At 68.8% G+C, this 13557-nt stretch carries 9 protein-coding genes and 1 pseudogene; 8 read left to right on the top strand and 2 right to left on the bottom strand.

Annotation, left to right across the window (positions count from 1 at the left end):
* The first annotated feature begins 103 nt into the window (after nt 1-103).
* The 6 genes from queA (at nt 104) to QE438_RS08340 (ending at nt 7484) form a co-directional block, all read left to right on the top strand.
* Nucleotides 104-1147 (top strand): tRNA preQ1(34) S-adenosylmethionine ribosyltransferase-isomerase QueA, encoded by a 1044-nt coding sequence (gene queA, locus QE438_RS08365; protein WP_306991168.1) that lies wholly within the window; start codon nt 104-106, stop codon nt 1145-1147.
* Nucleotides 1144-2286 carry a tRNA guanosine(34) transglycosylase Tgt gene (gene tgt / locus QE438_RS08360; protein WP_306991170.1) on the top strand — a complete coding sequence of 381 codons (1143 nt, stop codon included), beginning with the start codon at nt 1144-1146 and terminating at the stop codon, nt 2284-2286. The genes queA and tgt overlap by 4 nt, the downstream gene beginning before the upstream one ends.
* Before the next feature lie 172 nt (nt 2287-2458).
* Nucleotides 2459-2806 carry a preprotein translocase subunit YajC gene (yajC, locus tag QE438_RS08355; RefSeq protein WP_130521110.1) on the top strand — a complete coding sequence of 116 codons (348 nt, stop codon included), beginning with the start codon at nt 2459-2461 and terminating at the stop codon, nt 2804-2806.
* A gap of 139 nt (nt 2807-2945) precedes the next feature.
* Nucleotides 2946-4832, top strand: coding sequence for a protein translocase subunit SecD (gene secD / locus QE438_RS08350; RefSeq protein WP_306991173.1), 1887 nt, complete (start codon nt 2946-2948; stop codon nt 4830-4832).
* A gap of 91 nt (nt 4833-4923) precedes the next feature.
* Nucleotides 4924-5892, top strand: a complete 969-nt coding sequence (secF, locus tag QE438_RS08345; RefSeq protein WP_130531797.1) for a protein translocase subunit SecF — start codon at nt 4924-4926, stop codon at nt 5890-5892.
* Nucleotides 5893-6698: 806 nt separating this feature from the next.
* Nucleotides 6699-7484, top strand: a complete 786-nt coding sequence (locus QE438_RS08340) for a dienelactone hydrolase family protein (RefSeq protein WP_306996074.1) — start codon at nt 6699-6701, stop codon at nt 7482-7484.
* Nucleotides 7485-7554: 70 nt separating this feature from the next.
* Here the strand turns inward: QE438_RS08340 and QE438_RS08335 are convergent, their stop codons facing one another.
* Complete coding sequence (locus tag QE438_RS08335) at nt 7555-8556, bottom strand: polyprenyl synthetase family protein (RefSeq protein ID WP_306991175.1); 1002 nt, start codon at nt 8554-8556, stop codon at nt 7555-7557.
* Nucleotides 8557-8726: 170 nt separating this feature from the next.
* On the opposite strand from QE438_RS08335, the gene QE438_RS08330 reads away from it, so the two are divergent.
* Entirely contained in the window at nt 8727-9284 is a 558-nt protein-coding gene (locus QE438_RS08330) for a single-stranded DNA-binding protein (RefSeq protein WP_307183962.1), read from the top strand.
* A 266-nt stretch (nt 9285-9550) separates the two neighbouring features.
* Here QE438_RS08330 and QE438_RS08325 read toward each other — a convergent pair whose 3' ends face one another.
* Nucleotides 9551-11314, bottom strand: coding sequence for an oligopeptide:H+ symporter (locus tag QE438_RS08325; RefSeq protein WP_306991177.1), 1764 nt, complete (start codon nt 11312-11314; stop codon nt 9551-9553).
* Between the two features lie 152 nt (nt 11315-11466).
* On the opposite strand from QE438_RS08325, the pseudogene QE438_RS08320 reads away from it, so the two are divergent.
* Nucleotides 11467-13438 (top strand): annotated as a pseudogene (locus QE438_RS08320) (oligopeptide transporter, OPT family).
* Nucleotides 13439-13557: the final 119 nt, after the last annotated feature.

The raw sequence follows: 13557 nt of genomic DNA, 5'->3' as shown, positions 1-13557 counted from the left end.
GCCGGCGCGGGCGCCCCCTTCGCAGGGGCGGCCCTGCGCCACGGCGGGGTCGGCCGCGCCGGCCCGCTAGAATACGCGGCTGACCCGACACCGACTGCCCGCGTTGAAGAAGTCCGATTTCCACTATGACCTGCCGCCCGAGCTGATCGCCCAGGCGCCGCTGCCCGAGCGTTCCGCCAGCCGTCTGCTGATCGTCCCGCCAGGCGATGCGCCGCTGGCCGACCTGCACGTGCGCGACCTGCCGGAGCAGCTGCGCGCCGGCGACCTGCTGGTGTTCAACGACACCCGCGTCATCCCGGCGCGGCTGTTCGGCCAGAAGGACACCGGCGGACGGGTCGAGATCCTGATCGAGCGTCTGCTGCCCGACAACCGCGCCCATGCGCAGATCGGCGCCAGCAAATCGCCCAAGCCGGGCGGCCGCATCGCGCTGGACGCCGGCGGCCACTGCGAGGTGCTGGGCCGCGAGGGCGAGTTCTATGAACTGCGCTTCGAGGTCGGCGATGCGCTGGACAGCTGGTTGCTCAAGGCCGGGCGTATGCCGCTGCCGCCGTACATCACCCGCGAGCCGGGCCAGGACGACGACGAGCGCTACCAGACCGTGTTCGCGCGCGAGCTGGGCGCGGTCGCCGCGCCGACCGCGGGCCTGCATTTCGACGAAGCGCTGCTGGAACGGCTGAAGGCCCAGGGCGTGCAGTTCGGCCACATCACCCTGCATGTGGGCGCCGGTACCTTCCAGGCCATGCGCGTGGACGACGTGCGCGAGCACCGCATGCACAGCGAATGGCTCAACGTCGGCGCCGAGCTGGTGCAGCAGATCCGCCGCACCCGCGCCGCCGGCGGCCGGGTGATCGCGGTCGGCACCACGGTCGTGCGCGCGCTGGAAAGCGCCACCCGCGAGGGCCAGCTGCAGCCCTTCGCCGGCGAGACGCGCATCTTCATCTTCCCCGGCTATCGCATCACCAGCGTCGATGCGCTGATCACCAACTTCCATCTGCCCGAGAGCACGCTGCTGATGCTGGTCTCGGCCTTCGCCGGCAAGGCGCGCATCATGCACGCCTACCGGCATGCGGTGGCGCAGGGCTACCGGTTCTTCTCCTACGGCGATGCGATGCTGCTGTTCCCGCAGGCGCAGGAGGCGTCGGCATGAGCCGCATGGACTTCAGGCTCAAGGCCACCGACGGCAATGCCCGGCGCGGCCAGCTGAGCTTCCCGCGCGGCACGGTGCAGACCCCGGCGTTCATGCCGGTGGGCACCTATGGCTCGGTCAAGGGCGTGTTCCCCGAGCACATCAAGGACCTGGGCGCCGAGATCATCCTGGGCAACACCTTCCACCTGTACCTGCGCCCGGGCCTGGAGGTCATCGGCCAGCACGGCGGGCTGCATGGCTTCGCGCGCTGGGACAGGCCGATCTTGACCGACTCGGGCGGCTTCCAGGTGTTCTCGCTGGCGCACCGGCGCAAGATCACCGAGGCGGGGGTGACCTTCGCCTCGCCGACCGACGGCGCCAAGGTGTTCCTGGGCCCGGAGGAGAGCATGAAGATCCAGCGCGTGCTCGACTCGGACATCGTGATGATCTTCGACGAGTGCCCGCCGGTGAACGTGGACGGCAAGCCGGTCGACAAGCGGGTGGTGCACAAGTCGATGGAGCTGTCCCTGCGCTGGGCGCGGCGCTCGCGCGAGGCGCACGATGGGCTGGGCAACGACGCGGCGCTGTTCGGCATCGTCCAGGGCGGCGTGCACGGCGATCTGCGCTCGCAGTCGGCCCAGGGGCTGCAGGACATCGGTTTCGACGGCTATGCCATCGGTGGCCTGGCGGTGGGCGAGACCGAAGACGAGCGCAACGCCATGCTCGACCATCTGCACCCGCAGCTGCCGGGCGACAAGCCACGCTATCTGATGGGCGTGGGCCGGCCCGAGGACCTGGTCGAGGGCGTGGCGCGCGGCGTGGACATGTTCGACTGCGTCATGCCGACCCGCAACGCGCGCAACGGGCACTACTTCACCCGCTTCGGCACCGTGCGCATCCGCAACAGCAAGTACGAGCACGACCTGGACGTGATCGAGCCGGGCTGCGGCTGCTACGCCTGCCGCAACGGCTTCACCCGCAGCTACCTGCGCCACCTGGACCGCTGCAACGAGATGCTCGGGCCAATGCTCGGTACCTTGCACAACCTGTGGTACTACCAGTGGCTCATGGCGCAGATGCGCCAGGCCATCGAGCAGGGGCGGTTCCAGGCCTTCCGCGCCGCGTTCTATGCGGAACGCGGGATGGCCGTGCCGGGGTGACCGGATTGTCACCGCGCACGCCGGGGAAACTTTTGCCCGCCGGCGCTGTCCGATCAGGGCACGATGCGGGGAATTGGGGTGAATCGCACGCACGCGGGCCTTGCGGCCACGCGCTGGCGGCCACATGGCATAATTCCCGGCTGCTTTCGGCCCAACCATGGACCTTGTTGACATGAATCTGCTCGATTTCCTGATCCCCGCCGCCCACGCCCAGGCCGCCGGCGCGCCCGCCCCGCAGGGCGGTGGCCTGTCGATGCTGGTGTTCCCGATCGTCCTGATCGCGGTGATGTACTTCGTGATGATCCGCCCGCAGATGAAGCGCCAGAAGGAGCACAAGGCCCTGCTGGACAAGCTCTCGCGCGGCGATGAGGTGATCACCTCCGGCGGCATCGCAGGCACCGTGGCCGAGATCGGCGACAACTTCGTCACCGTCGAAGTCGCCGACGGGGTCAAGGTGCGGGTGCAGAAGGGCGCGGTCGGCAACGTGCTGCCCAAGGGCACCCTGAAGTCCGCCGTCTGAACCACCCGCTTTACCCGACGGACCGCCTGGCGCGGTCCGTCTTGCTGTTCAACGCCGTGCCGGCGGCCCCGAGATCCGGGGCCGGTGGCCACAGGTTCGATCAACCAAATGCGCGCCTGCTCGGCGCGGGTGCCAAGCAATGCTCGAGTTTCCCCGCTGGAAATACGTCCTGATCCTGGTAGTGCTGGTGGTGAGCGCGATCTATGCGCTGCCCAACATCTATCCCCAGGACCCTTCGGTGCAGATCACCGCCAGTCGCGGCGCGGCCATCGACGATGCGCTGCGCGCCAAGGTCGATGAGACGCTCAAGGCTGCGGGCATCACGCCCAAGCAGATCGAGAAGCGCGACGGCGACCTGCTGGTGCGCCTGTCCACGCCCGACGCGCAGGCCAAGGCCAACGACGCGCTGCGCGAATCGCTGGGCGAGAACTACACCCCGGCGCTGAACCTGGCCTCGACCGTGCCGGCCTGGCTGTCCAGGCTGGGCGCCAAGCCGATGGTGCGCGGCCTGGACCTGCAGGGCGGTGTGCACTTCACCCTGCAGGTGGACCAGAAGGCCGCGCTGGACAAGCGCGTGGAGGCCTACGCCGAAGACGCCCGCGTCGCGTTGCGCGACGCCAAGATCCGCGTCGACTCGGTGCTGCGCGGCGCCAACAACACCATCGTGGTCAACGTGGCCGAGGGGCAGAGCGCCACCGCCGCGCGCGATGCGCTGATGAAGGTGCTGGCCCCGGCCAACGCCAGCGCCTCCGGCGCGTTGGTCGGCGCCTCGGCGCTGACCTACGACGTACAGGGCCAGCGCATCGTCATCGGCCTGCCCGAGAGCGAGCTGACCCGCATCTCCGGCGATGCGATCCAGCAGAACATCGCCACCCTGCGCAACCGCGTCAACCAGCTTGGCGTGGCCGAGCCGGTGATCCAGCAGCAGGGCAGCGACCGCATCGTGGTCGAACTGCCGGGCGTGCAGGACACCGCCGCGGCCAAGCGCATGATCGGCGCCACGGCCACCATCGAGTTCCGCGCCGTGGTCGAAGGCGATGCGCTGGAGGCCATGCGCACCGGCAACGTGCCGCCGGAAGCCAAGCTCTACCAGCTACGCGACAACCGCGGCCCGGTGCTGCTCAACAAGCGCGTGCTGGCCTCGGGCGACCAGATGGTCAACGCCGTCTCCAACGTCGACCAGAACGGCCAGCCGGCCGTGGACATCACGCTCAACAGCGTCGCCGGCCAGCGCATGTTCGACTTCACCAGCGTCAACGTCGGCAAGCGCATGGCGGTGGTCTACATCGAGCGCATCCCGGAAGTGAAGATGGTCGATAGCAAGGAGGTGCGCAGCGTGCGCGTGAGCGAGGAGGCGCTGCAGCCCTCGACCATCAATGGCGTCTTCAGCAACAAGTTTCAGACCACCGGCCTGACCAAGGACGAGGCCGACAACCTGGCCAAGCTGCTGCGCGCAGGTTCCCTGGCCGCGCCGATGAGCTTCGTCGAGGAATACGTGATCGGCCCCAGCCTGGGCGCGGAGAACGTCGAGCGCGGCATCAAGGCGGTGGTGTACTCGTTCCTGTTCACCCTGGTGTTCTTCACCATCTACTACCGCGTGTTCGGCGCGATCACCTCGGTGGCGCTGCTGTTCAACCTGCTGATCGTGGTGGCGGTGATGTCCATCTTCGGCGCGACCATGACCCTGCCGGGCTTCGCCGGTCTGGCGCTGTCGGTCGGCCTGTCGGTGGACGCCAACGTGCTGATCAACGAGCGCATCCGCGAGGAGCTGCGCCTGGGCGTGCCGGCCAAGAAGGCCATCGCCGAGGGCTACGAGCGCGCCAGCGGCACCATCCTGGACGCCAACCTGACCGGCCTGATCGTGGGCATCGCGCTGTTCGCCTTCGGCACCGGTCCGCTCAAGGGCTTCGCGCTGACGATGATCATCGGCATCTTCGCCTCGATGTTCACCGCGATCACCGTCTCGCGCGCGCTGGCTACGCTGATCTACGGTCGCCGCAAGAAGCTCAACTCGGTCGCGATCTGACGCCAGGCCCTCGCAAGCGCCTGCGCCAGTACGCGCGTCCCGCGCAAAAGCCCGCACCTGCGTGTGCGGACTTCTCAAGGAAAAACGTGGCATGAAACTTTTCCCGCTGCACATCGTTCCCAACGACACCAAGATCGACTTCATGCGCCCGCGCAAGCCGGTGCTGGTGCTGATGGTGGTGCTCCTGATCGCCTCGCTGGCCATCATCGGCCTGAAGGGCTTCAACTACGCGCTGGAGTTCACCGGCGGCACCGTGGTACGCGCGCACTTCGAGAAGCCGGTCGACGTCGACCATCTGCGCACGCTGCTGGACCAGAACGGCTTCGAGAACGCCCAGGTGCAGAACGTGGGCAGCGCCAACGATGTGATGGTGCGCCTGCAGCCGCATGGCGAGCACAACAACGACGAGAACGCCGGTCGGGTGGTGGCCGAGTCGGTGCGCAAGGTCGTCACCAGCGACGCCAATCCGGCCACGGTGCAGCCGGGCGAGTTCGTCGGTCCGCAGGTCGGCAAGGACCTGGCCAAGAACGGTCTGTACGCGACCATCTTCATGCTGGCCGGCTTCCTGATCTACATCGCGTTCCGCTTCGAGTGGAAGTTCGCGGTGGTCGCCTCGCTGACGGCGTTCTTCGACCTGATCCTGACGGTGGCCTACATGTCGCTGCTGGGCCGCGAGTTCGATCTGACGGTGCTGGCCGGTCTGCTGTCGGTGATGGGCTTTGCGATCAACGACATCATCGTGGTCTTCGACCGTGTGCGCGAGAACTTCCGCAGTCTGCGCGTGGAGCCGCTGGAAGTGCTCAACCGTTCGATCAACCAGACGCTCTCGCGCACGGTGATCACGGCGGTGATGTTCTTCCTGTCGGCGCTGGCGCTGTATCTGTACGGCGGCCGTTCGATGGAAGGGCTGGCCGAGACGCACATGGTCGGTGCGGTGATCGTGGTGGTGTCCTCGGTGATCGTGGCGGTGCCGCTGCTGAGCATCGGTCCGTTCAAGGTCACCAAGCAGGATCTGCTGCCCAAGGCCAAGGATGTGGAGGCGCTGGCGCGCCGTCCCTGAGTGCTGTCGCCGCTTTCGACTCTGGCAAAGGCCGCGCTTTCAGTGCGGCCTTTGTTTTTGCTGGGTCGTAGATCGGGATTGCGGCGGGTGGGCGTGTTGGCTTCGGAGGAGCAGCGGTCCGGCGGGCGGCGTCCGCTGAGCCCTCAATCAGGGCATCCTGCCCTGATTCGGGCGCTCGGCTTCCTGCCTCGCTGGGCGCGGCCACCGCCCGCCGGCCCGCTGCCGCGCGCGTCAGGTCACGAGGCTTCGATTTGCAGGGTCGTGCGAACCCTCCTCGCGCACAACGCGGTCAGTGCCGGGAGAGCATCGACTTGAGGCCCCCTCCCTTTCGCCATAGGCGAAGGGGAGGGATGGGGAGGGGTCGGGGCTTTCTCGGGCGAGCCACAGAAGCGAAGAGCAAAAGCACCCCACCCCGGCCCTCCCCTTCGCCTATGGCGAAAGGGAGGGGGCAGGGCGCTTGCCTAACGCCTTCGGACCGAAAGGAGCCCTGATCTTTTGATCGCTGCGCCTTGATCCGGTCTGGCCCGCTAGCGCCGGCTAGGCATGGGCTGCGGCGGCGAGTCGGCCAGGGATGGCGGACCGAGCCGAGGAGCCGCCTGGCTGGGTCAAGGCTGGCGGGGAAGGGTAATCTCCGCCCGAGCTCATGCGGTCTGCAGGTTCATCTATCCGCGTTCCGGCGAGGAGCCCGGTTGGTGGGCCCGCTTGTGCATGCGGGGGCGCCTTTGCATCGCCGATGCGGTCGCGGGCCTACACTCGCCGGCATCCGAAACGAACGGGAGGGGCAGGACATGGGCAGATTCTCGGCAATGCTGCTGGTCGCCACGACGCTGCTGGCGGCCGCGCTGCCGGCGGCGGCCAAGGAGGTGGCCAAGCCGGTGCAGTGGAAGGTCGGCGATCAGGCGTTCTCCGGCGTGCTGGTCTACGACGACGCTGGCAAGGCCAAGCGTCCGGGCCTGGTGATGGTGCCGGACTGGATGGGCGTGACCGATGCGGCGGTCGATCGGGCCCGTGAAGTGGCCGGCGACGACTATGTGGTGCTGGTGGCCGATGTCTACGGCACCGGCGTGCGGCCGAAGAACGCCGAGGAGGCGGGCAAGCTGGCGGGTGGCCTCAAGGGCGATCGGCCGGCGCTGCGCGCCCGTGTGCGCAAGGCGGTGGAGGTGCTCAAGGCGCAGGCCGGCGCCGCGCCGCTGGATGTGGCGCGGATCGGCGCCTTCGGTTTCTGCTTCGGCGGCACCACGGTGCTGGAACTGGTGCGCGGCGGCGATGCGCTGGCCGGCGTGGTCACCTTCCATGGCGGACTGGAGCCGGGCAGCACGCCGGCCAAGCCGGGTTCGGCGAAGACGCCGGTGCTGGTGCTCAACGGGGCGGATGACCGCGGCGTGTCGGCGCAGAGCATCGCCGACTTCCGCAAGGAGATGGACGCGGCCGGCGCGGACTGGCAGTTCGTCGATTTCAGCGGCGCGGTGCACTGCTTCGCCATCCCCGGCGCGAACAGCCCGCCCGGCTGCGTCTACAACGCGCGTGCGGCCAAGCGCGCCTACCGGATGGCGCAGGACTTCTTCGAGGAAGTGTTTTCGAAGCGGAACTGAGCGAAGAAGCGTGAGGCGTGATCGAGCGCGGGCACGCGGCCGCTCTTGCTCACGCCTCGCTTCTTTAGCCTCAGTTGCGGCGCTCGACCGCGTAACGCGCCAAGCCACGCAGCGCGGCGACGGCGTCGTTCTCCGGCAGGCCTTCCAGCGCGGCTTCGGCGGCGCTGGCGTACTCGGTGGCGCGGCGCTGGCTGTAGGCGATGCCGCCGGTGGCGTGGATCGCGGCCAGCACTTCGGGCATGGCGTCGGTCTGGCCGTCGGCCACGATCTGGCGCAGGCGCGACTGGGTGTTGGCGTCGGAATGGGCGATGGCGTGGATCAGCGGCAGCGTGGCCTTGCCCTCGGCCAGGTCGTCGCCCAGGTTCTTGCCCAGATCGCTTGCGTCGGCGGTGTAGTCCAGCACGTCGTCGGCGATCTGGAAGGCGTAGCCCAGCTGCATGCCGTAGTCGTACAGGCGCTGCTGCAGGGCGGCGTCGGCGCCGGAGGCCAGCGCGCCCAGCTGGGTGCCGGCGGCGAACAGCACCGCGGTCTTGCGCTCGATCACGCGCAGATAGGCGGCCTCATCGGTGTCCGGGTTGTGCACGTGCAGCAGTTGCAGCACTTCGCCCTCGGCGATGCGGTTGGTGGTGTCGGCCAGGATGCGCATGACGGCCATGCGGTCCAGTTCGACCATCAGCTGGAAGCTGCGCGAATACAGAAAGTCCCCGACCAGCACGCTGGGCGCGTTGCCCCACAGCGCATTGGCGGTGCTGCGGCCGCGGCGCAGGTCCGATTCGTCCACCACGTCGTCGTGCAGCAGGGTCGAGGTGTGGATGAACTCGATGATCGCCGCCAGCTGGTGGTGTTCCGGGCCGGCGTCCACGCCGCAGGCGCGGCCGGCGAGGGTGACCAGCATCGGCCGCAGGCGCTTGCCGCCGGCGGAGATGATGTGGTCGGCGATCTGGTTGATCAGCACCACGTCCGAGGCCAGGCGACGGCGGATGAGGGCGTCGATGGCGGCCATGTCCGCCGCGGCGAGGGACTGGATCTGCGGCAGCGCCAGGGCGGCGGAGGGGAGCTGAACGGCGGACATGCGGCCTGGGAGTTCCAAGGAGAACGGCGATTATAGGTGGGCCGGGGTGAGTTCCGGTCGGCGATGTCCTACACGTCGGCGCGGGGTTTTCCGGTAGACCGGACGGGCCGGCTATAATCCACTGTCCGCAGCCCGCATTCGGCGGGCGCTTCGCAACCGGACGAATCCTCATGGCACGCGGCATCAACAAGGTCATCCTGGTGGGCAACCTGGGCAACGACCCGGACACCAAGTACACGCAGGGCGGCATGGCCGTCACCCGGATCAGCCTGGCGACCACCAGCGTGCGCAATGACCGTGAAGGCAACAAGCAGGAACGCACCGAGTGGCACCGCGTGGTGTTCTTCGGCAAGCTCGGCGAGATCGCCGGCGAGTACCTGCGCAAGGGCTCGCAGGTCTACGTCGAAGGCGAGATCCGCTACGACAAGTACACCGGCCAGGACGGCGTGGAGAAGTACACCACCGACATCGTCGCCAACGAGATGCAGATGCTCGGCGGCCGCGGCGAGGGCGGCGGTGGCATGGGTGGCGGCGACCGTCCGCAGCGTGCCCCGCGCCAGGAGTACGGCGGCGGTGGCGGCGGTGGTCAGCGCGGCGGCGGCGACAACTACGCTGGTGGTGGCGGTGGTGGTGGATACGGCGGCGGCCAGCAGCAGCCGCGTCGCCAGGCCCCTTCCCAGCAGCCTGCGCCGATGGACGACTTCGCCGACGACGACATTCCGTTCTGAGCCGACGGCATTGGTGTCGACTGGAAAGCCCCGCATCGCGGGGCTTTTTCTTTGCTGTTCTGGCGATCGATGCGGTACGGCACGCGGATTGCTCCTGCTGGAGAAGCCGCGGCGCTCGGTCGGGTCAAGGCCGGGCGGCGAAGTGCTGTTCTGGCATCCCGCGCGGCTTGGCAGGTTCATGCGCCCACGTTTCGGCGAAGAAATCGAAGGAGCCCCGCTTGCTGCGGGGTTCCTTCCCTTCATGGAGCGCCTGCCGCCGGCCGGCTTCAGCGATGCGGCCGCATCATCCACTTGAGCAGCGGGGCGGCGACCAGCGCGATCACACCGCAGCCCAGGCCGATCCACATCATCAGCCAGAACAGGTGTGCGTAGCGGGCCGAGGCCTCGACCAGGTCCATCGTCTGGCCCTGGGGCACGTCGATGGAGGCGAGCTTGCCGAACATGGCCGCCAGCATTTCCGAGAACGCGGTGGCCAGGAACCAGGTGCCCATCATCAGGCTGACCACGCGCGGCACGGCCAGCTGGGTGACCGCCGACAGGCCGACGGGGGAGAGGCACATCTCGCCCAGCTCCAGCACGAAGTACGCGGCCACGATCCACCACACGCTGGCCATCTGCCCGGTGCTGCCCACGTGCTGCGCGGCCAGCGCCAGGGGGATGAAGGAAGCGCCGGCCAGCAGCAGGCCCCAGGCCGACTTCACCGGCTTGGACGGGTCCAGGCCGCGCCGGTCCAGCCAGGCCCACAGCGCGGCGAAGATCGGCGCCAGCAGGACCAGGAACAGGGCGCCGAGGTAGGTCAGCGAGCCGGCGGTCTGCGGCAGCACCAGGCAGTCGCGCACCAGCAGCACCACGATGATCGCCGCGGCGATGGCGAACACCGTGCGCGGCGCCTTGGACTGCGGACGCCGGTCCGACAGCGAGGCCGCGGCCACGAACGCGATCGGCGCCAGCAGCAGCGAGACGATCGACCACGGCAGCGGCGTGCCTTCGCGGATCACCAGCGCCGGCACGATGTCCTTGGTCAGCAGGCGGTCGTTGAAGGTCACCCACGAGCCGTAGGTCTGCTCGTACAGGGTGAAGAACACCAGGGCCATGAAGATCAGCGCCATCAGTGCCAGCATCTGGCGGCGCTGCTCGGGCGTGCACTGGGTGGCCAGGAACCAGGCGAACCACAGCAGCACCCCGCCCAGCACCACCAGCATCAGCAGCTGGGCCAGGGTGACCTCGCCGCCGAGCGCGAACGCGCCGTTGGCCGTGGCCCACATCAGCCAGGCGATCGGCAGCACGCCGACGACGGCCAGCAGATAGATCAGCCATTCGCGCGGCAGGCCGGCCACGCGTTCGCGCAGCGAGGCGGGGTTGGCCGGTTCGGCATGGCCGTGCAGATACTTCTGGCCCCACAGGAACATCGCCAGCCCGGCCAGCATGCCGATGCCGGCCGCGCCGAAGCCGTAGCGCCAGCCGTAGGCCTCGCCCAGATAGCCGCACACCAGCGAGGCGAACAGCGAGCCCAGGTTGATGCCGGCATAGAACAGCGAGAAACCCGAATCCCGGCGCGGGTCGTCGTCCGCATAGAGCCTGCCGACGATGGTGGAGATGTTGGGCTTGAGGAAGCCCACGCCCATGATGATCAGCGCCAGCGACAGGTAGGTGATGCGCAGGCTGCCCTCATCGCGCAGCACCTGGCCGCCGCTGACGGTGGCGGTGTGGCCCTCGAAGGCCATGCCCACGTGGCCGGCCACCAGCAGCAGGCCGCCGAAGATCACCGCCTTGCGCATGCCCAGCCAGCGGTCGGCGAGCAGGCCGCCGATCACCGGGATGCAGTACACCAGCCCGCCGTAGGCGCCCAGCAGGTCGTAGCCGGCGTCGTCGCCGAACAGGTGATGCTTGGTCAGGTACAGCAGCAGCAGCGCCTTCATGCCGTAGAAGGAGAAGCGCTCCCACATCTCGGTGAAGAAGCACACGTACACGCCCTTGGGATGGCCCAGGAAGTCCTCGCGGGCGGGCAGGGCGGCGGAGGTGGCGGACACGGGCGACCTTGCGGCGATGACAGGCGCGCGAGTATGCCAGTGCGCCGCCTGGGCGGGGCCGGCGGCGCCCGACCGTGGCAATCGTCACTTGGCCCGGCTCGCCGGCTTGGAGTAGCGTTGCCGTTTTACGTCTCCCGCAGGGCCCCAAGACCATGCAGCAGCCCGTCGCCGCGCCGCGGCAGCTCACCCTCCGTGCCGTCGTGCTGGCCGTCGTGCTGGCCGTGGTGCTCTCCGCCGCCAACGCCTATCTGGGCCTGTTCGCCGGCCTGACCATCGCCACGGCCATCCCCGCCGCCGTGGTCTCGATGGGCGTGCTGCGCCTGCTCGGCGGCGGCACGATCCTGGAGAACAACATCGTCCAGACCGGCGCCTCGGCCGGCTCGTCGATCGCCGCCGGCGTGATCTTCACCATCCCGGCGCTGGTGATCATGGGCTACTGGCCGGACTTCAAGTACTGGTGGGTGCTGGGCATCGCCGGCCTGGGCGGTCTGCTGGGCGTGCTGTTCTCGGTGCCGCTGCGTCGCTCGATGATCGTCGAGGAGCCGCTGCCCTTCCCCGAGGGCAAGGCCGCGGCCGAGGTGCTCAAGGCCGGCGAGAATCCGGGCCCGGGCCTGAAGATCCTGGCCGTGTCCGCGGCCATCGGCGCGTTCGTAAAGCTGGCCGCCGCCAGCGGCCTGCGGCTGATTCCCGACACCTGGACCCAGTCGACCTACCTGGGCAGCGCCCGGGTCACCGCCTTCATCGGCACCAACCTGTCGCCGGCGCTGCTGGGCGTGGGCTACATCGTCGGCCTGAACGTGGGCATCGTGGTGGTGTCCGGCTCGATCCTGTCCTGGCACATCGCCATCCCGCTGTATCAGGCCTTCTTCGCCGGCTCCGATCCGGCGCTGGCGGCCAAGATCGCCGCGGCCTCCTCGGCCGATGCCGCCTATGCCATCTGGAGCGCCAAGATCCGCTACCTGGGTGTGGGCGCGATGTTGATCGGCGGCATCTGGACGCTGTTCTCGCTGCGCAAGTCGCTGCTGGGCGGGATCAAGTCCGGCTTCGCCGCCGCGCGCAAGGGCAGCGGCGGCGTGGCGCTGGCCGAGACCGAGCGCGACCTGCCGATGAAGTGGATGCTGGTGGCGCTGGTGGTGTTCACCCTGCCGCTGCTGGGGCTGTACCAGGCCATCGTCGGCGCGTGGCACGTGTCGATCCCGATGGCGATCATCATGGTCGTGGCCGGCTTCCTGTTCGTTTCGGTATCCGGCTATCTGGCCGGGCTGATCGGGTCGTCCAACAATCCGGTCTCGGGCATCACCATTTCCACCATCCTGTTCGCCTCGGCGGTGCTGGCCCTGCTGATGGGCTCCAGCGGCCTGACCCCGGTCGGCACGGGCGGCGCGCCGCTGGGCGCGGTGGCCGCGATCATGATCGGCGCGGTGGTGTGCTGCGCTGCGGCGGTCGGCGGCGACAATCTGCAGGACCTCAAGGCCGGCTATCTGGTCGGCGCCACGCCGTGGGAAGCAGCAGCTGATGCTGGGTATCGGCGCGTTCTCCTGCGCGCTGATCATGGCGCCGGTGCTGAGCCTGCTGTCGCAGGCTTACGGCATCGGCGCGCCCACGCCCGAGCATCCCAACGCACTGGCCGCGCCGCAGGCCAACCTGATGGCCTCGGTCGCGCGCGGGCTGTTCGGCGGCCAGCTGCCGTGGACCTTCATCGCGCTCGGCGCGGTGGTCGGCGCGCTGGTCATCGCCATCGACGAATGGCTCAAGAAGACCGGCAAGCGCTTCCGCGTGCCGGTGCTGGCCGCGGCCATCGGCATCTACCTGCCGCTGGAGCTGATGGTGCCGATCTTCCTCGGTGGCCTGATCGCGCACCTGGTCGAGCGCTTCCACAAGGTGCGCGCCGACGACGAGGACGGGCGCGACCGCGTGCATCGCCCCGGCGTGCTGTTCGCCGCCGGCCTGATCACCGGCGAGGCGCTGATGGGCATCGCGATCGCGGTGCCGATCGTGCTCAGCAGCCGCGCCGACGTGCTGTCGGTCGGCCTGGACCTGGGCCAGTGGATCGGCCTGGCGGTGCTGGCGCTGGTCGGCTGGCTGCTGTATCGCACCGGCAAGAAGGGCGAGCAGGCGGCCTGAGCCGTCCCGCTTCCGTGGGAGCAACAGTCTCCTCAAATCGCAGCGGCCTGCCTGTAGAGCGGAGCTTGTGGCAATCCCCTTTTGGGGACTCCGCTGCTTTTCGGCCGGATCATGGGGAA

It is taken from the genome of Pseudoxanthomonas sp. SORGH_AS_0997 (genome assembly GCF_031453535.1).
GTDB lineage: Bacteria > Pseudomonadota > Gammaproteobacteria > Xanthomonadales > Xanthomonadaceae > Pseudoxanthomonas_A > Pseudoxanthomonas_A winnipegensis.
This window is presented reverse-complemented; position numbering and strand designations above follow the sequence as displayed.